Annotated in this window: 16 protein-coding genes; 2 read left to right on the top strand and 14 right to left on the bottom strand. The window is 53.0% G+C overall.

The window, feature by feature from the left end:
* Positions 1-4 precede the first annotated feature (4 nt).
* From nuoM to lrhA, 13 genes are all read right to left on the bottom strand, one after another.
* The gene (nuoM, locus tag E4Z61_RS01375) at positions 5-1,534 is read right to left on the bottom strand and encodes an NADH-quinone oxidoreductase subunit M (RefSeq protein ID WP_135321190.1); all 1,530 of its coding nucleotides are present in this window, start codon (positions 1,532-1,534) and stop codon (positions 5-7) included.
* A 76-nt stretch (positions 1,535-1,610) separates the two neighbouring features.
* A complete protein-coding gene (gene nuoL, locus E4Z61_RS01370; RefSeq protein WP_135321189.1) occupies positions 1,611-3,452 on the bottom strand; it encodes an NADH-quinone oxidoreductase subunit L in 1,842 nt (613 codons plus the stop codon).
* Entirely contained in the window at positions 3,449-3,751 is a 303-nt protein-coding gene (nuoK, locus tag E4Z61_RS01365; protein ID WP_006683663.1) for an NADH-quinone oxidoreductase subunit NuoK, read from the bottom strand. Before nuoK ends, nuoL begins: the two co-directional genes overlap by 4 nt.
* Positions 3,748-4,302 carry an NADH-quinone oxidoreductase subunit J gene (gene nuoJ, locus E4Z61_RS01360; RefSeq protein WP_135321188.1) on the bottom strand — a complete coding sequence of 185 codons (555 nt, stop codon included), beginning with the start codon at positions 4,300-4,302 and terminating at the stop codon, positions 3,748-3,750. Before nuoJ ends, nuoK begins: the two co-directional genes overlap by 4 nt.
* 11 nt (positions 4,303-4,313) lie before the next feature.
* Positions 4,314-4,856: an NADH-quinone oxidoreductase subunit NuoI gene (gene nuoI / locus E4Z61_RS01355; RefSeq protein ID WP_135321187.1), complete on the bottom strand. Its 543-nt coding sequence runs from the start codon at positions 4,854-4,856 to the stop codon at positions 4,314-4,316.
* A gap of 14 nt (positions 4,857-4,870) precedes the next feature.
* Complete coding sequence (nuoH, locus tag E4Z61_RS01350) at positions 4,871-5,848, bottom strand: NADH-quinone oxidoreductase subunit NuoH (RefSeq protein ID WP_003028063.1); 978 nt, start codon at positions 5,846-5,848, stop codon at positions 4,871-4,873.
* Positions 5,845-8,571 carry an NADH-quinone oxidoreductase subunit NuoG gene (gene nuoG / locus E4Z61_RS01345; RefSeq protein ID WP_135321186.1) on the bottom strand — a complete coding sequence of 909 codons (2,727 nt, stop codon included), beginning with the start codon at positions 8,569-8,571 and terminating at the stop codon, positions 5,845-5,847. Before nuoG ends, nuoH begins: the two co-directional genes overlap by 4 nt.
* Positions 8,572-8,651: 80 nt before the next feature.
* Positions 8,652-9,989 carry an NADH-quinone oxidoreductase subunit NuoF gene (gene nuoF, locus E4Z61_RS01340; protein WP_135321185.1) on the bottom strand — a complete coding sequence of 446 codons (1,338 nt, stop codon included), beginning with the start codon at positions 9,987-9,989 and terminating at the stop codon, positions 8,652-8,654.
* On the bottom strand, positions 9,986-10,486 hold the full coding sequence (gene nuoE, locus E4Z61_RS01335) for an NADH-quinone oxidoreductase subunit NuoE (protein ID WP_003028069.1): 501 nt from the start codon (positions 10,484-10,486) through the stop codon (positions 9,986-9,988). Before nuoE ends, nuoF begins: the two co-directional genes overlap by 4 nt.
* A gap of 2 nt (positions 10,487-10,488) precedes the next feature.
* Complete coding sequence (gene nuoC, locus E4Z61_RS01330) at positions 10,489-12,291, bottom strand: NADH-quinone oxidoreductase subunit C/D (protein ID WP_096756372.1); 1,803 nt, start codon at positions 12,289-12,291, stop codon at positions 10,489-10,491.
* Between the two features lie 85 nt (positions 12,292-12,376).
* Positions 12,377-13,039 (bottom strand): NADH-quinone oxidoreductase subunit NuoB, encoded by a 663-nt coding sequence (gene nuoB / locus E4Z61_RS01325; protein ID WP_003028075.1) that lies wholly within the window; start codon positions 13,037-13,039, stop codon positions 12,377-12,379.
* A 15-nt stretch (positions 13,040-13,054) separates the two neighbouring features.
* Complete coding sequence (nuoA, locus tag E4Z61_RS01320; protein WP_003028077.1) at positions 13,055-13,498, bottom strand: NADH-quinone oxidoreductase subunit NuoA; 444 nt, start codon at positions 13,496-13,498, stop codon at positions 13,055-13,057.
* Between the two features lie 625 nt (positions 13,499-14,123).
* Entirely contained in the window at positions 14,124-15,062 is a 939-nt protein-coding gene (lrhA, locus tag E4Z61_RS01315) for a transcriptional regulator LrhA (RefSeq protein ID WP_135321184.1), read from the bottom strand.
* 926 nt (positions 15,063-15,988) lie between these two features.
* Between lrhA and alaA the strand changes: the two genes are divergently transcribed.
* Both alaA and yfbR read left to right on the top strand, forming a co-directional pair.
* Positions 15,989-17,206 carry an alanine transaminase AlaA gene (gene alaA / locus E4Z61_RS01310; RefSeq protein ID WP_135321183.1) on the top strand — a complete coding sequence of 406 codons (1,218 nt, stop codon included), beginning with the start codon at positions 15,989-15,991 and terminating at the stop codon, positions 17,204-17,206.
* Positions 17,207-17,290: 84 nt separating this feature from the next.
* Positions 17,291-17,890 carry a 5'-deoxynucleotidase gene (yfbR, locus tag E4Z61_RS01305; protein WP_135321182.1) on the top strand — a complete coding sequence of 200 codons (600 nt, stop codon included), beginning with the start codon at positions 17,291-17,293 and terminating at the stop codon, positions 17,888-17,890.
* Positions 17,891-17,938: 48 nt separating this feature from the next.
* Here yfbR and E4Z61_RS01300 read toward each other — a convergent pair whose 3' ends face one another.
* A complete protein-coding gene (locus tag E4Z61_RS01300; protein ID WP_135321181.1) occupies positions 17,939-19,771 on the bottom strand; it encodes an SLC13 family permease in 1,833 nt (610 codons plus the stop codon).
* Positions 19,772-19,814: the final 43 nt, after the last annotated feature.

The following is a 19,814-nucleotide window of genomic DNA, read 5'->3' as shown; positions in this document are numbered from 1 at the left end:
CGATTTACGGCCTTGTAGTAGTAACGGAATTAACAAACCACTGCTGGATGTTGCTCATCGCAGAATGCGAAGTATCCAGAATCGGCTGCGGATAGAAGCCAAGCAGTACCAGAAGCACGACCAGCAACAGGATGATAAACAGCTCACGCAGCGACATCCCTGGCAGTTCAACACTGGCAATCTGGCTTTTCGCTTTACCGAAGTAAGCGCGATGCAGCATCGCCAGCGAGTAAACAGAGGCAAACACCAGACCGAAGGTCGAGATCACCGTAATGACCGGAACCACCTGGTAGCTGCCGAACAGAATCATAAATTCGCCAACGAAGTTACCGGTACCCGGCATACCCAGCGTACAGACTGCGAAGAACATCGACAGCGCAGGCAGCCATTTCATTTTGCCCCACAGGCCGCCCATCATACGCATATCACGCGTATGCAGACGTTCGTACAGCTGACCACACAGAATGAACAGACCGGCCGCAGACAGACCGTGCGCAATCATCTGGATAACCGCACCCTGGTACGCCAACTGGCTGCCGGTGTAGATAGCAATCAGGACGAAGCCCATGTGGGATACGGAGGTATAGGCAATCAGACGCTTGATGTCGTACTGATTAAAGGCCATCCACGCGCCGTAGAAAATACCGATAACGCCGAGCCACATGGCGATAGGTGCAAACTCAGCCGAGGCGTTCGGGAACAGCGGCAGAGAGAAGCGCAGCAGACCGTAGGCTGCGGTTTTCAGCAAGATCCCCGCCAGGTCAACGGAACCTGCGGTCGGTGCCTGGGAGTGCGCGTCCGGCAACCAGCCGTGCAGCGGAACCACCGGCATTTTCACCGCGAAGGCAATGAAGAAGCCCAGCATCAGCAGATATTCTACGCCGTGGGACATCGGGGTGTTCAGCAGTTCTTCATAGTTGAAGGTCCAGACGCCGGTTGCTTTATAATGCACAAACACCAGCGCCAGGATGGCAATCAACATCACCAGACCACTCGCCTGGGTATAAATGAAGAACTTGGTTGCCGCCGTGATACGCGTTTTACCGTCAGAAGCTTTATGCCCCCACAGCGCGATCAGGAAGTACATCGGCACCAGCATCATTTCCCAGAAGAAGAAGAACAGGAACATGTCGATGGCAAGGAACACGCCGATCACGCCGCCGAGAATCCACATCAGGTTCAGGTGGAAGAAGCCCTGGTATTTTTCGATTTCATTCCAGGAACACAGCACCGCCAGAACGCCGAGCAGACCGGTCAGCACCACCATCAGCAATGACAGACCGTCGATTGCTAAATGAATAGAGATGCCAAAGCGCGGGATCCACGGCACGACAAACTCAGACTGCCACTGCGGAATACCGGTGGATTGCGTCAGTGAATAGCCGCCCTGCAACCACAGTTGCAGGCCAAGTGCCAGCGTCAGTCCCATGGTAATCAGCGCAATCCAGCGTGGCATCTTCACGCCAAAGCGTTCGGTCTGCCAGCACAGGAAGCCGCCGATAAAGGGAATCAGTATTAGCCAGGGTAATAACATGGCGATATTTGTTCCTTTTTAAGGCCTCTAACAGAGGCCTGATTTTCAACGAATTTGAATAAAATTCACTTTACGATCAATGCAGAACCATCAGCAATGCCAGCACGACGACCGCACCGATGCTCATTGACGCGACATACCAGCGCAGATAACCGTTCTCGCTGAGCAGCAGACCTTTGCCTGCAAAGCGGGAGAGCACAGCCGGGATATTCATCATCGAGTTAAGCGGATCGCGTTTCAGCAACCAGGCAACACCCAGGAACGGCTTGACGAACACTTTGTCATACAGCCAGTCAAAGCCCCAGGCGTTATACCACCAGGTGCCCAACAGACGGCCCGGCGCACTGTTGGCAATCGAAGTCACCAGCGTGCGTTTGCCCAGCCACAGCCATGCTGCAATCAGGATGCCCGCGATCGCAACAATACCGGAGGTAATTTCCAGCGTCATCACGCTGCCATGCGGCAGTTCGGTCGTTGCCGGAAGCACGCCATGCAGCGGAGGCACGATCAGCGCGCCAACGAAGGTGGACAGGATCATCAGCACAATCAGCGGCAGATGGTGGGTAATCCCCTTCCCTGCGTGCGCGTGAATTTGTTCTTTGCCGTGGAACACGATGAAAATCATACGGAAGGTGTACAGAGAGGTCATAAACGCACCGACCAGACCTGCAACCATCAGATTGATATGACCGTTCGCCATCGCACCAGCCAGAATCTCATCCTTACTGAAGAAGCCTGCGGTAATCAGCGGCAGAGCCGACAGCGCCGCACCACCGATCAGGAAGCAGAGATACACCAGCGGAATAGACTTACGCAGGCCACCCATTTTGAAGATGTTCTGTTCGTGGTGGCAGGCAAGGATAACCGAGCCGGATGCCAGGAACAGCAGCGCTTTAAAGAAGGCGTGCGTCATCAGGTGGAAAATCGCCGCATCCCATGCCTGAACGCCAAGCGCCAGGAACATGTAGCCAATCTGGCTCATGGTGGAGTACGCGAGAACACGTTTGATGTCGGTCTGAACCAGTGCAGCAAAACCTGCCAGCACCAGCGTGATAGCCCCGATAATCCCCACCAGGTGCAGAATTTCCGGCGTCAGCAGGAACAGGCCGTGAGTACGTGCAATCAGGTAGACACCAGCGGTAACCATCGTTGCGGCGTGGATAAGCGCAGAGACAGGCGTCGGGCCGGCCATCGCGTCAGCAAGCCACGTCTGCAACGGCAGCTGTGCCGATTTACCGACCGCACCGCCCAGCAGCATCAGGGTCGCCCACATCAGCATATTATTGCCGTCTGCAAAGTGCGCAGGCGCCAGTTCAACCATCTCACGGAAGTTCAGCGTGCCAAGCTCGTTGTAGAGAATGAACAGTGCGAACGCCAGAAACACGTCACCCACACGGGTCACCACGAAGGCTTTCATTGCCGCTGCGCCATTCTTCGGATCGGTATAGTAGAAACCGATCAGCAGATAGGAGCACAGGCCCACGCCTTCCCAGCCGAGGTACATCAGCAGCAGGTTATCCGCCAGTACCAGAACGACCATGCTGGCGATAAACAGGTTGGTGTAGGCGAAGAAACGAGAGTAACCCTCTTCTCCACGCATATACCAGGAGGCGAACATGTGGATCAGGAAACCGACGCCGGTTACCACGGAGAGCATGGTTAGCGACAAGCCGTCCAGCACCAGGTTAAAACCGATGTTAAAGTCACCAACAGACATCCACGTCCACAGCGGCTGACTGTAGGCCTGCTGGCCATTGGCGAAGAAATCAACGCCAACAAATGCGGTGACCAGCGCGGCCAGGCCAATCGACCCGACACCCACGGTAGCAGACAGATTTTCTGACCAACGGCCGCGAGAGAACGCCAGTAATACAAAGCCAATAAATGGCAGAATAATGGTTAAGGCAAGCATGTTCATCCACGCATCTCACTTACTGAATCGATGTTCAGGTTCTGGCGACGGCGATGAAGTTGCAGCAACAGCGCAAGTCCAATGCTCGCTTCCGCAGCCGCAAGGCTGATGGCGAGAATGTACATCACCTGACCATCGGTCTGGCCCCAGTAGCTTCCGGCGACCACAAAGGCCAGCGCAGAGGCGTTAATCATGATTTCCAGACCGATCAGCATAAACAGCAGATTGCGGCGGATAACCAGACCGGTTAAGCCCAGTACGAATAAGACAGCCGCGAGGATCAGTCCATGTTGTAAGGGGATCATGCGTGCTCCTCCGTTTTTCTTTTCGCGCGGTCATCAGTGCGGTTGCTCAGCACTTCGCCAGAACGCTCTTCGCGACCAACATGGAAGGCCACAACCAGACCCGCCAGCAGCAGCATAGAAGCCAGTTCAACTGCCAGGACATAAGGTCCGAACAGCGAAATACCGACCGCTTTCGCGCTAATTGGCGTCCCGTCTATGCCCTGATCGTTAACGCCGAGAATGGCGTAAACAATCACTACCAGCATGATAGCCGACAGAACCGCCGGACCAATCCACACCTGCGGTTTCAGCCACTGGCGTTCCTGTTCGATTTCAGCACCGCCCAGGTTGAGCATCATGACCACGAACACGAACAGCACCATGATGGCACCCGCGTAGACGATAATTTCCAGCGCACCCGCGAAGTAAGCACCCAGCGAGAAGAACACCCCAGAAATCGCCAGCAGCGAAATAATCAAGTACAGCAGTGCGTGTACCGGATTGGTGTGGGTGATGACCCGCAAGGTTGCGAGAATGGCTATCAGGCCACAGATATAAAAAGCGAACTCCATTGCCCCTCTCCTTACGGTAACAGGCTCTTGACGTCGATAGGCTTGGCTTCGTTCTCTGCTTCGCCCTTATCTTTGCCGTCGATTGCCATACCTGCCATCCGGTAGAAGTTATATTCCGGATATTTACCCGGACCGGAGATCAGCAGATCCTCTTTCTCGTAAACCAGATCCTGGCGCTTGTACTCACCCAGTTCGAAATCTGGCGTAAGCTGAATGGCCGTTGTCGGACAGGCTTCTTCGCACAGACCGCAGAAAATGCAGCGTGAGAAGTTGATGCGGAAAAACTCCGGATACCAGCGACCATCTTTGGTCTCTGCTTTTTGCAGAGAGATACAGCCTACCGGACACGCTACTGCACACAGGTTACAGGCAACGCAGCGCTCTTCGCCGTCCGGGTCGCGCGTCAGAACGATACGACCACGAAAACGGGGCGGTAGATAGACCGGCTCTTCCGGGTACATCTGCGTTTCGCGTTTTGCGAACGCATGCAGGCCGATCATCCAGATACTACGAAGCTGGGTGCCTGCGCCTACAAGTAATTCTTTTAAGGTCATGGTCTTTGTGTCCCTTATTGCGCCTGCCACAGAATGACAGCCGCCGTTACCAGCAAATTGACGAGCGTCAGCGGCAGGCAAACTTTCCAGCCGAAGGACATTACCTGGTCATAACGAGGACGCGGTAACGACGCACGAATCAAAATGAACATCATCATAAAGAACGCGGTTTTCAGCGCGAACCAGACGAATGGCGGTAAGAACGGGCCATGCCAGCCACCGAAGAACAGGGTAACCATCAGCGCAGAAATGGTGACGATACCGATGTACTCACCCACGAAGAACAGACCGAATTTCATTCCGGAATATTCAATGTGGTAACCATCAGCCAGTTCCTGCTCGGCTTCCGGCTGGTCAAACGGGTGACGGTGGCAGACCGCTACGCCCGCGATGGCAAAGGTGACAAAACCAAAGAACTGCGGAATAACGTTCCAGATATCAGCCTGGTTATTGACGATGTCGGTCATGTTAAATGAACCGGCTTGCGCCACTACGCCCATCAGGGAAAGCCCGAGGAACACTTCGTAGCTCAGGGTCTGCGCAGACGCACGCATCGCGCCGAGCAACGAGTATTTGTTGTTGCTCGACCAACCGGCAAACAGCACCGCGTACACCGCCAGACCTGCCATCATCAGGAAGAACAGGATCCCGATGTTAAGGTCGGCCACCACCCAGTTCGGGCTGACCGGCACAATAGCGAAGGCCAGCAGCAGCGAAGTAAAGGCGATCATCGGTGCCAGGGTAAAGATGACGCGATCCGAGAATTTCGGGATCCAGTCTTCTTTAAAGAACATCTTGATCATGTCCGCAACCAGCTGGAGCGAACCGCCCCAGCCCACACGGTTCGGTCCGTAACGGTTCTGGAACAGACCCAGCAGACGACGTTCACCAAAGCTCATGAATGCCCCGCAGGTGACCACCACCAGCAGGATCACCACCGCTTTGAGAATGCTCAGCAGGATCTCAATCAGATCGGGTGTAATCCAACTCATTGTTGTGCCTCCTGCAGATCCTCAAGACGCGCACCTGCCAGAACTGGCGCGATACCCGGCATACCCATCGGCAAACCAACCTGCCCCGCCGTCAACCCTTCAGAGATTTCAACCGGTAATGTGACCGTGCTGCCATCATAACTAAAGGAAACGTGCGTACCGGTATTGACGCCCAACTTCGCGGCATCAGCCGGATTGAGTTTAATGTACGGCTGCGGCATGCGGGTCTGGATGACCGGCGCGCGCTGGGACATTTCGTCGCTGCCAAACAGATGATAGTACGGTGCGATACGCCACTGACCATCCTGCGCCTGGAAGCTCGCCGGAACGGTAGTAAAGTAGTCCAGACCACCTTCAGACGCTTCGATCAGACGCACACCCGGGTCGCCATGACGCAGTTTTCCGCCCACTTCATCCTGGAACTTGTTCCACGCTTGTGGAGAGTTCCAACCTGGTGCCCAGGCAAACGGAATTTGCGAACGCGGCGCAGACGGCTGGTTGTTCCCTTCCATAGAGAAGGCAAACATGGTGTCTTTGTCCTGCGGTTGACGCGGTTCATGTACGCTGATGTTGGCACGCATAGCGGTACGACCACTGTAACGATGCGGCTCACGCGCCAGTTTCTGCCCGCGAATACGGAAGCTCGCGTCCGGCGCGGCATCTTTAATGCCTGCCAGCTGCGGCAGCGCGGCCACGGCTGCGTCGATCACGTGATCAAGCTGCGTCCAGTCCACTTCACGGCTCTGCACGGTGCTGTGCAGTGAGTGCAGCCAGCGCCAGCTTTCCAGCATGACAATGTTGCTGTCGTAGTAGCTTGGGTCATACACCTGGAAGAAACGCTGTGCGCGGCCTTCGTTGTTAATGACCGTACCATCGCTTTCAGCGAAGCTTGCAGCGGAAAGCACCAGATGGGCGTTTTCCATAATCGCAGTGCGCTGATGGTCAACAACCAGTACCAGCGGTGCTTTCGCCAGCGCGGCGTTAACACGCGTTGCAGAAGCATGGCGATGCAGATCGTTTTCCAGTACCACAACGGCATCAGCGCGACCTGTTTCCAGCTCAGTCAGCGCATCCTCAAGGGAGCCACCGCCAATCATGCCGAGGCCCATGCTGTTAACAGAGCGAGCAATCATGGTGATGCCGACGTCCGCGCCGCGACCTTTCAGTGCTTTCGCCACGTTGGCAGCGGCCTGAATCACTTCAGCGCTACCGGCATTAGTACCGGAAATAATCAGCGGTTTCTTCGCCCCGGCCAGCGCCTGAACGATGACATCGATTTTGTTCTGCAGGTCACGATCGATACCGTCAACAGCCGGGGCGTTGTTATCCAGCGCATGGGCGATAGCAAAACCTAAACGCGCCTGATCTTCAACCGGCGCACGGTAGGTCCATGCCGCGATATCATCCAGACGGGTGCTGTCGACGTTAGTCACGAACAGCGGGTGTTTGGCGCGCTGGCCGATGTTGAGGATGGCCGCGATCTGCCAGTCGGCCACTTTCTGCGCCGCCGCCATTTCACGTGCTTTGCCTTTCACCGCCTGACGTACCGCCAGCGCAACGCGTGCGCCGGTCTGGGTGACATCTTCGCCCAACACCAGAACCGCATCATAAGATTCGATTTCGCGCAGTGCCGGGGTATGAATACCGCCGTCACGCAGCACGCTCAGCGCCAGTTGCAGACGGTCCAGTTCGCCTTGAGCGATACCGGTATAGAAGTTATCCGCACCGACCAGTTCACGCAGCGCGAAGTTGCTTTCAACGCTGGCGCGCGGAGAGCCAATGCCGATCACTTTCTTCGACTGACGCAGAATGTCAGCCGCGCCCTGCATTGCCTGCTCGGCGTTGAGGGTGATCAGGTCATCGCCACGACGCTGTACCGGCTGACGCGGACGGTCTTTCAGGTTCACGTAACCATAGCCAAAACGACCACGGTCGCAGAGGAAGTAATGGTTAACGGTACCGTTATAGCGGTTTTCAATACGACGCAGTTCGCCATAACGCTCACCCGGGCTGGTGTTACAGCCAATGGAACACTGCTGGCAGATGCTTGGCGCAAACTGCATGTCCCATTTACGGTTATAACGCTCGGAGTGCGTTTTATCAGTGAACACGCCGGTCGGGCAAATTTCTACCAGGTTACCGGAGAATTCGCTTTCCAGAACGCCATCTTCCGGGCGACCGAAGTAGACGTTGTCATGTGCGCCATACACGCCCAGATCCGCGCCATCGGCGTAATCTTTGTAGTAACGAACGCAGCGATAGCAGGCGATGCAGCGGTTCATTTCGTGAGAGATGAACGGCCCCAGGTCCTGGTTACGGTGGGTGCGCTTGGTAAAGCGGTAGCGACGGAAGCTATGACCGGTCATTACGGTCATATCCTGAAGGTGGCAGTTACCGCCCTCTTCGCAGACCGGACAGTCGTGTGGGTGGTTAGTCATCAACCACTCCACTACGCTTTCACGGAACTGTTTCGCTTCTTCGTCATCAATCGAAATAAAGGTGCCTTCGGTAGCCGGTGTCATACAAGACATCACCAGGCGACCACGCGTGTCTTCCGCGTTTTGATATTGCTTCACCGCACACTGGCGGCAAGCACCGACGCTTCCCAGCGCCGGGTGCCAGCAAAAGTACGGAATATCAAGGCCGAGGGACAGACAAGCTTCTAGCAGATTGTCCGCTCCGTTGACCTCATATTCTTTGCCGTCTACATGAATCGTAGCCATAGTCAGCATGCTTCCAGTTGGCTCGGTCGTAACCGAGCGTTAATCGAATTTCTTATCGCGACACAGGGCTAACCCTGCAATCACCAGCGTTCTTTCAGCAGGTTCGGCTGAATACCACCAATAGCGTGGGTATTGCTGAAGGTCTGCTTGATGCCAGCTTCGAATTCTTCGCGGAAATATTTAATCGCGCTCTGCAGCGGTTCGACTGCACCCGGTGCGTGCGCACAGAAGGTTTTGCCCGGACCGAGGAAACGACACAGTTGCTCAAGTGTCTCGATATCCCCAGGCTGACCTTCGCCACGCTCCAGCGCGCGCAGAATTTTCACGCTCCACGGCAGACCATCACGGCACGGTGTACACCAGCCACAGGACTCGCGGGCAAAGAACTCTTCCAGGTTACGCACCAGCCCAACCATACCAATCTCATGATCGACTGCCATCGCCAGCGCGGTACCCAGACGGCTGCCCGCTTTACCGATGCTTTCGAACTCCATCGGCAGGTCGAGGTGCGCTTCGGTGAGGAAGTCAGTACCCGCACCGCCCGGCTGCCAGGCTTTAAACTTCAGGCCATCGCGCATGCCGCCAGCGTAATCTTCGAGGATCTCACGCGCGGTAGTGCCGAACGGCAGCTCCCACAGTCCCGGATTCTTCACGCGACCGGAGAAGCCCATCAGCTTGGTGCCAGCATCTTTGCTCTTCGAGATGTTCTGGTACCACTCCACGCCCTGATCGAGAATCGCTGGAACGTTACACAGAGTTTCGACGTTGTTAACGCAAGTCGGTTTACCCCATGCACCAGAGCTTGCCGGGAACGGCGGCTTGGAACGCGGGTTAGCACGACGACCTTCGAGAGAGTTAATCAGCGCGGTTTCTTCACCACAGATGTAACGCCCTGCCCCGGTGTGCACAAACAGCTCGAAATCGAAACCGGTGCCCATAATGTTTTTGCCAAGCAGACCGGCTTCGGTCGCTTCAGCAATCGCGCGACGCAAATTCACAGCCGCTTCGATATATTCACCGCGCAGGAAGATATAACCACGGTATGCTTTCAGCGCAAACGCGGAGATCAGCATACCTTCCACCAGCAGGTGCGGCAGCTGTTCCATCAACAGGCGGTCTTTATAGGTGCCCGGTTCCATTTCATCGGCGTTGCACAGCAGGTAACGGATGTTCATGGATTCGTCTTTCGGCATCAGGCTCCACTTCAGACCGGTGGAAAAGCCCGCGCCGCCGCGCCCTTTCAGGCCAGCGTCTTTAACCTGATTGACGATTTCGTCCGGTGAAAGGCCGGTCAGGGCCTTACGCGCACCTTCGTAGCCGTTTTTGCTACGGTATTCGTCCAGCCATACCGGCTGTTTGTCATCACGCAGACGCCAGGTCAGCGGATGCGTTTCGGGAGTACGGATAATGTCTTTCATTTATACCGCTCCAGCAGTTCGGGAATGCCTTCCGGGGTCAGGTGAGCGTGAGTGTCCTCATCGATCATCATGTTCGGCCCCTTGTCGCAGTTCCCCAAGCAACAGGTCGGCAGCAGCGTAAAGCGACCGTCAAAGGTCGTCTGCCCCGGCTTGATGTTGAGTTTTTTCTCAAGCGCAGCCTGGATCCCCTGATAGCCGTTGATATGGCACACCACGCTGTCGCAGTAACGGATCACGTGGCGACCTACCGGCTGGCGGAAGATCTGGCTGTAAAATGTCGCAACACCTTCAACGTCGCTTGCCGGGATACCCAGCACGTCAGCGATCGCATAGATCGCCCCATCCGGCACCCAGCCACGCTGCTTCTGAACAATTTTCAGCGCTTCAATGGACGCCGCACGCGGGTCTTCGTAGTGGTGCTTCTCGTGCTCAATCGCTTCACGCTCAGCCGCACTCAGCTCAAAAGCCTCGGTTTGTGGTTGTTGATTCTCGTGCATAATTAGCGGTCCACATCTGACATAACAAAATCGATACTACCCAGATGGACGATCAGGTCGGACACCAGGCTGCCGCGTACCGCTACCGGGATCTGCTGCAAATGCGCATAGCTCGGAGTACGGATACGAGTACGGTAACTCATGGTGCTGCCATCGCTGGTCAGGTAGTAACTGTTGATACCCTTGGTTGCTTCCACCATCTGGAAGGATTCCTGCGCCGGCATAACCGGGCCCCACGACACTTGCAGGAAGTGGGTGATCAGGGTTTCGATATGCTGCAGCGTGCGCTCTTTCGGCGGTGGCGTGGTCAGCGGGTGATCCGCTTTGAACGGGCCTTCCGGCATGTTGTTGAGGCACTGCTCAAGGATGCGCAGACTCTGACGCAGCTCCTCAACTTTCAGCATCACGCGGGTATAGCAGTCGGAAACACCACCGCCAACCGGGATTTCGAAGTCGAAGTTTTCATAGCCAGAATACGGACGTGACTTACGCACGTCGAAATCAATTCCGGTTGCACGCAGCGCAGCACCTGTACAACCCCAGTCCAGCGCTTCTTTCTTACCGTAAGCGGCAACGCCTTGAGAACGGCCTTTCAGGATGGTGTTGCGCAGTGCGGCTTTCTCGTAGGAATCCAGACGCTTCGGCATCCAGTCGAGGAAATCACGCAGCAGTTTGTCCCAACCACGCGGCAGGTCGTGCGCGACACCGCCGATACGGAACCAGGCCGGGTGCATACGGAAACCGGTGATTGCTTCTACCACGTCATAGATTTTCTGACGGTCGGTAAAGGCGAAGAACACAGGGGTCATCGCGCCGACGTCCTGAATGAACGTGGAGATATACAGCAGGTGGCTGTTGATACGGAACAGTTCGGAAAGCATGACGCGAATCACGTTGACGCGATCCGGTACTGTAATGCCCGCCAGCTTTTCTACCGCCAACACGTAAGGCATTTCGTTCACGCAGCCGCCGAGGTACTCGATACGGTCAGTGTACGGAATGTAGCTGTGCCAGGACTGACGTTCACCCATCTTTTCGGCACCACGATGGTGGTAGCCGATGTCAGGCACGCAGTCGACTATCTCTTCGCCGTCAAGCTGGAGAACAATGCGGAATGCACCGTGAGAAGACGGGTGGTTCGGACCGAGGTTAAGGAACATGAAGTCCTCGTTTTCGGTACCGCGTTGCATGCCCCAGTCTTCTGGTTTGAAGGTCAGTGATTCCATTTCCAAATCCTGCTTGGCTTTAGTCAGCTCAAACGGATCGAATTCAGTCGCACGCGCCGGGTAATCTTTACGCAGCGGATGGCCTTCCCAAGTATGCGGCATCAGCAGACGCGTCAGGTGCGGGTGGCCTTCGATATCGATACCAAACATTTCCCAGGTTTCACGCTCATACCAGTTGGCGTTAGGGAACAGTTTGGTGAAAGTCGGTACGCGCAGATCGTTTTCAGATAATGCCACCTTGAGCATGATATCGCGATTGCGTTCAATGGAGATCAGGTGATAGAAAACGGAAAAATCCGCGGCGGGTAACCCTTCGCGGTGCGTACGCAGACGTTCGTCCATGCCGTGTAAGTCAAACAGCATGACGTAAGGTTTCGGCAGTCTCTTTAAGAAATCGCCAACTTCCAGTAATTGTTCACGCTTGACCCAAACAACGGGTACCCCGGTGCGAGTCGCCTGAACGGTAAAGGCATCCGGCCCAAAACGGTTACGCAGTTCGCCAATGACCGGGTCATCGAGATGATCCCGTGTTTGCCATGCAGCGTCTTGCGCGGTTAAGTCGGTCATATTGTTCACCATTGCAAATGGTCCGTGGTGGTCGGCAGTGCTTCGCGCTATTTATGTAGTGATAAACGAAGGAAGTGCTGCTGCCGACGGGCGCAAATTAAATCTCGTCCGGTGTGCGAAGATTCGTTACAGCAATACGTTCGCCGCGCTTACGCTCGCGCTCTGACTGCATATTGGCGCGATAAACGCCCTGATCGCCAACCACCCAGGAGAGCGGACGGCGTTCTTTACCAATGGAGTCTTGCAGCAGCATCAGCGCCTGCATGTAAGCTTCTGGACGCGGCGGACATCCTGGGATGTACACATCTACCGGGATAAACTTATCAACGCCCTGTACGACGGAGTAAATATCATACATACCGCCGGAGTTAGCACATGCGCCCATGGAAATAACCCACTTCGGTTCCAGCATCTGATCGTAGAGGCGCTGAATAACCGGGGCCATTTTGGTAAAGCAGGTACCAGCCACGACCATCAGGTCTGCCTGACGCGGAGATGCACGCAATACTTCTGCACCAAAACGGGCCACGTCATGCACGGCGGTGAACGAAGTCACCATCTCAACGTAGCAGCAGGAAAGGCCAAAGTTGTATGGCCAAATTGAGTTTTTACGGCCCCAGTTAACCATGTCATGCAGTTTGCCCATGAACACATTTTTGTTAACTTCTTGCTCCAGGGGGTCGGTTACGATCTCCTGTTTTTGCAGGGGGTAACGGTCGTTCTCACCGTTAGGATCTATGCGGGTGAGCGTATAATCCATCTTAATGCCTCGCGGTTAGCGTTGACGATTAGCGATACTGTTCGTTTCCGGGTTCATACGCTCGCGGCGTGAACGCGCGGGCGTCCAGTCCAGCGCGCCAATACGCACCAGATAAACCAGACCTGCCAGTAACACAAAAATAAAAATTGCAGCTTCCACAAAGCCAATCCAGCCGCTTTCACGGATAGACGTAGACCATGCGAAAAGATACAGCGCTTCAACGTCGAAGATAACGAAGAACATGGCTACCAGATAAAACTTGGCAGACAGGCGCAAGCGGGCGGTGCCGACCGAGTCGATACCTGATTCAAACGGCACGTTTTTAGATCTCGCGCGCGCGCGACCACCTAAAAACCAGCCGCCGACGAGCATCAGGCAGCACAGGCCAATGGCAACAATAAGAAAGATAGCGAATGCCCAGTGATGAGCGATGATTTCAGTGGATGTTGACATACTCATTGCTTACTCATCAAAAGTAGCGCCAAATTCTCTGCTCTTTACGGCAGATGAACGCCACATCGATTCATGGGGAGGAATAAAAAAAACCTTACAATCACTGTAGAAAACCATTTATACAGCCAATTGATGGGGTTTTTTACTCCTTTCTATAACCTTTTGTCAACTTTAACAAAAGTTCCCTCACATTATTTTACACCAATTCAATTTCGTTAACATAAAGTGCTATTTAGACTCATTTCGATCGTGTCATCAGTCAATTTTAACGTTGTTGAATCGTGTCCGTAGTGAAGTAAAAAGATAATACACCTCTATTTTGACAGGAATTCGTGCAGATGCCTCCCCCTAAATGGGAGTATTTTCTTGATCTGTGACACGCTTTTGTTAATTCACCATAAAAAACAGCAACAATTTCTCTAGTTTTTTAACATGGAAACAATTAGCAACGCTGTTGATTGTTTTTCACCCTATTTCCAGTCTGTTTTTTTATCTGCTGATTTTGTTAAGTTTTCGTATAGAAAATGACATAAACCAGCAATATTTGCATAAAAAAAGAGCCGCTGGATGTTTTTTCATCATCAGTGGCTCTTTTTTACACTTACAGTTTAAAACGAATATTTGTGACGCGTTACTCAAAGTCGCCTTCAACAATCAGCGAATCATCTCCCCCTTCAGGGGTAAACTGATTGTATTGCCAAGGATTTTGATATGTCTGCATTGATTTAAAGATAACTTCTGCTAACTCATTTTTCGTGGTCGGATCGCTGCACAGCAGATACTCTGTATCAGGCAATGGCGGTAATCCGTCCGCAACACCCAGCACGCGTAAGTCAGGACTCATCATTTCAACGGGACGAGCCGTGACACCGAGGCCCGCTTTTACCGCAGCACGAACTGCTGCCAATGTTGAAGCGACATAGGCCAGACGCCACGGGATCTGCGCTGCGTTTAGCGTAGACAGCACGATGTCGCGAAACGGACTCGGATCGTCCAGCAGAACCAACGGTATCGGTTCACCTTTTTGCAGGATATATTCTGCTGCGCAATACCAGTGCGTAGGTGAGGTACGCAGATTCAGGCATTCAAAATCGCCTGGACGATTGGTGGTCACTACCAAATCCACTTCTTGGGATCTCAGCATATCGACCATGTAGGCGTTACGCTTAACTCTTACGTCCAGCGCAAGCTTCGGATAAACCGAACTTATGCGGTTGAGCAAAAACGGCAGTATCGTATCGGCGGATTCGTCAGAAGCGCCGATAGTTAACACTCCCTGAAGATTATTGAACATTAATGATGAGCAAGCCTCATCATTAAAACGCAGTATTTTTCTGGCGTAACCCAACAGCTGGATACCATGTTCGGTCAGCAGTTTGTTGCGTCCATGGCGCGCGAACAACTCTTTCCCCACGAGTTGCTCAAGGCGTTGCATTTGCTGACTCACTGCAGACTGAGTGCGACATACCGCAGCTGCCGCAGCCGCGAAGGTATTCAGATCGGCAACAGCAACGAAGGTTCTCAGCAGATCGAGATCGAGGTTAATTATCGGACGATTTGCATTTATCATAGTTTTTCACTTACTCGCGGGTCATACCGGGTTAATGCTGTGCATTCAGAATCAAACAACTCCATTTGTAATGTGCCTCCCTTGCAGTTTCGCTCAGTGTAACCAAGTGAAAATAAGGATGTATTTGGTTTAACAAGCGAAACAATTCTCTTTCTGAGCTATATAATACCCGTGACACTCATCGGAATATAGCAATGAGAAAGAGCCATATTTTTAGTAGCTGGATGATTCTAACTATTGGAAAACATGTAAATTTTGTAAATTTAAAAAATAGTTAATGAACAATAATTTACACATTAAGAACTAAGTTTTCAGTATGTTAGGAACAACAAACAAACATTTGAATTATCGTGAATTTCGTACTACGCATCATTTCATAGGGCTTATCTTAACCTAAAACCACTATATTTATAAGTGTTATCGCGAATAATTCGAGCCAAATTGGTGTGATGTCAGAGCAACGGTTTTCGTATTATTAGCCTATTCAACCCAGCGCTGTTTAAATATTAAATAATAATTAATTAAAAATTCCCCAATTCATTAATTTCACTTAACAATAGATTCACACCCGACTGCGCCCGGATCAGGCCGATAACAGTCTGTGCAGTTAAAACCTCAGTATTTTCGAATTACGTCATTCAGGTTAGGTGTCGGCGACCCTTTGCTGTACAGACTTAACTTTTTTTGACCAGACAAACCACCACACCAGAGCCAGCGTAGTGAAGCATAAAACCATTAAAATACAATTTTCAAGATTATTATTCTGATACAATTGCGTTACTTAGTTATTAACAGCTAATTATAACTTCACAGCTTTTCAAAACCTTCTACTAAAGACCCTTCAAAACTTACCGTCGTGGGAGTACATTGTGCTGGGCTGACTTCCACGGCAGGGAGTGGCATTCACAGCTAAAAAGGTCAACGTTATGTCCCCCATTGAAAAATCCAGCAAATTAGAAAACGTCTGTTATGACATTCGCGGCCCGGTTCTGAAAGAAGCAAAGCGCCTGGAAGAAGAAGGTAATAAGGTTCTGAAACTGAACATCGGCAACCCGGCGCCATTCGGGTTTGAAGCGCCCGATGAAATTCTGGTTGATGTGATCCGTAATTTGCCCACCGCGCAAGGATATTGCGACTCAAAAGGTCTTTATTCCGCCCGTAAAGCAATAATGCAGCATTACCAGGCTCGCGGGATGCGCGACGTTACCGTTGAAGACATTTATATCGGTAACGGTGTTTCCGAATTGATTGTTCAGGCGATGCAGGCGTTACTGAATAGCGGGGACGAAATGCTGGTACCTGCGCCTGATTATCCGCTGTGGACGGCAGCGGTATCGCTTTCCAGCGGTAAAGCGGTGCACTACTTGTGCGATGAATCCTCAGACTGGTTCCCGGACCTCGACGATATTCGCGCCAAAATCACCCCGCGCACGCGTGGGATCGTCATCATCAACCCCAACAATCCTACCGGCGCTGTCTATTCTAAAGAGCTGCTGATGGAGATTGTTGAGATTGCTCGCCAGCATAATCTCATTATCTTTGCTGACGAGATTTACGACAAAATTCTTTATGATGACGCGGAACATCATTCTATTGCCCCACTGGCCCCGGATCTGCTGACCATCACCTTCAACGGCCTGTCAAAAACTTACCGCGTTGCGGGTTTCCGTCAGGGCTGGATGGTACTGAACGGACCGAAGAAACACGCCAAAGGGTATATCGAAGGTCTGGAAATGTTGGCCTCAATGCGCCTGTGTGCCAACGTTCCGGCGCAGCATGCCATTCAAACCGCACTGGGCGGATACCAAAGCATTAGCGAATTTATCATGCCGGGTGGACGCCTGTATGAACAGCGCAACCGTGCCTGGGAACTGCTCAACGACATTCCCGGTGTATCCTGCGTGAAGCCACGCGGCGCGCTGTACATGTTCCCGAAAATTGATGCTAAGCGCTTCAACATTCATGACGACCAGAAGATGGTACTCGACTTCCTGCTACAGGAAAAAGTGCTGCTGGTCCAGGGTACGGCATTCAACTGGCCGTGGCCGGATCATTTCCGCATCGTCACGCTGCCGCGTATTGACGATATTGAAATGTCGCTGAGTAAATTTGAACGTTTCCTGTCAGGCTATCACCAGCTGTAATAAAGTAGAGTGCTACCGAGATTTGCATCCGGTAGCACTCTCTGCGCAAAATACCTTTACTGAAGTCACTGAGTAAGGGTCGTTATGAAGCAGAGCCATTTTTTTGCCCACCTCTCCCGTCTGAAACTCATTAACCGCTGGCCGCTGATGCGCAACGTGCGCACCGAAAACGTGTCTGAACACAGTCTGCAAGTGGCGATGGTTGCGCATGCACTGGCGGCAATCAAGAACCGAAAGTTTGGCGGTCAGGTTAACGCTGAACGCATTGCCCTGCTGGCGATGTATCACGATGCCTCCGAAGTGCTGACCGGTGACCTCCCTACCCCGGTGAAATACTTTAACTCGCAAATTGCCCAGGAATATAAAGCCATCGAGAAAATAGCCCAGCAGAAACTGGTCGATATGGTCCCTGATGAGCTGCGAGATATTTTTGCGCCGTTAATTGATGAACACGCCAGCAGCGATGAAGAGAGAGCGATCGTTAAACAGGCCGATGCGCTTTGCGCCTATCTGAAATGCCTTGAGGAACTTTCAGCCGGAAATAATGAATTTAAGCTGGCGAAAACACGGCTGGAAAAAACGCTGGAGTCGCGCCGCAGTGAAGAAATGGACTATTTTTTAGCCGTATTTGTACCGAGTTTCCACCTCTCGCTGGATGAAATCAGCCAGGATTCCCCTTTGTGATGTTTCGCCGGATGGCGGCTAGCGCTCATCCGGCGAAGGGTTAGAAAATCAAAACGGAAACAGCATTGGGATCATCACGATGCACACCGCCATGACAATCACCGTAAACGGCACGCCAATCTTCACGAAATCGCTAAAGCTGTAGTTGCCCGGTCCCAGCACCAGCGTGTTAACCGGGGAAGACACCGGCGTCATAAAGGCTGCAGAAGCCGCCATCGCAATCGCCATCGCAAAAGGATACGGTGAAACCCCCATCGACTTCGCCGCCGCTAACGCAATCGGTGCCATCAGCACCGCCGTCGCGGTATTCGAGATAAATAACCCGATGGTGGCGCATAGTACAAACAGGCAGCCCAGCATCATGTATGGGCCATATCCCCCACCGACATCCATCAGGCCTTTCACCACCAGATCGACACCGCCGGTTTTTTGCAAGGCCAGCGCAAAGGGCATCATCCCGACGATCAAAATAATACTCGGCCAGTGGATGGCTTTATATGCGCTTTCTGCATCAATACAGCGGAATTTGCCCATCAGCAGACAGGCGATAATCGCGGCGACCGTGTTGGGGATTTCATCGGTCAACATCAGTGCAACCATCAGCACCAGGCAGAAAATCGCATGCGGTGCCTGGCTGTGCGCCGGAGATGCCTCACTGACTTCAACGGGCATATTTAACACCACAAAATCGCGCCCTTTTTTCCCAAGCGCGGTGATCAGCTTCCAGTTGCCCACGACCAGAATAATATCGCCCATCAGCAGCGGTTCATTGACGACCGCCCCAGCCAGCGCCGCACCATCGCGCTTTAATCCAACCACGTTAAGCCCATAGCGGGTACGGAATCCGATTTCCCGCACCGTCTTACCAATTAATTCCGATTCCGGGATCAGCGAAATTTCTGCCATGCCCACATCCAGCGCCTGTTCGGAGAAATATTCGCCGCGCAGTACCATCGGCTCTAACAGTTGCTCGCTACAAAATTCGCGCAGGTCCACATCGGCGGTAGACATATCAATCAGCAAAACATCGCGGGCACGAAACTCAGAAACCCCGTTTACGTCGACAATGACACGCCGAAAGCGCCTCCAGCGTTCAACGCCAATGACGTTCGCCCCGTAGCGCTCACGCAGTTTTAAATCATCCAGACGTTGGCCAATCATGGGAGAACCTGGGCGAATGGCCAGGCGACGAGCGCGCCCCGTGAGGCGATACTCTTTAATGAGATCGCGAAAGGTCCGGCGCTTCCATCCATCCCCCTGCTGACCGGCTTCATCGCCCTTCAGCATAAAACGCATCAGCAGCATATAAATAATGCCGAGCACCAATACCACCAGCCCCAGCGGCGTCACGCTGAAGAAGCTGAAACCGTTAAGCCCTTCACGCAGGAGCTCACTGTTGACAACCAGGTTAGGCGGCGTAGCCACCAGCGTCATCATACCGCTGATCAACCCGGCAAAGCTGAGCGGCATCATCAGGCGTGACGGTGAGATTTGCATGCGCATGGAGACGCTTAAGACAACCGGAATAAAGATGGCGACAACACCGGTAGAACTCATGAACGCGCCGAGTCCGGCGACGGTGATCATCAGTAGCACCAACATTTTCACTTCGCTGCTACCAGCCACCTTCACCAGCCAGGCCCCCATCACGGTCGCCACTCCGGTACGTACCAGGCCGTCGCCAATAATAAACAGGGCGGCTATCAAAATAACGTTAGGATCGCTGAAACCGGAAAAGGCTTCAGAAATGCTCAGTGTTCCACTCAGAACAAAGGCAACAATGACCAGCAAAGCGACCGCGTCCATACGCACTCTGCCCGTCGCAAACAAGACCACGGCAATCGCCAGCAATGAGAGAACCCACATCAATTGACCGTTCACAACATATCCTTGTTAAATGAGAGGGATGGACCGATTCTGCCAT

This window comes from Citrobacter tructae (genome assembly GCF_004684345.1).
Taxonomy (GTDB): domain Bacteria; phylum Pseudomonadota; class Gammaproteobacteria; order Enterobacterales; family Enterobacteriaceae; genus Citrobacter; species Citrobacter tructae.
This window is presented reverse-complemented; position numbering and strand designations above follow the sequence as displayed.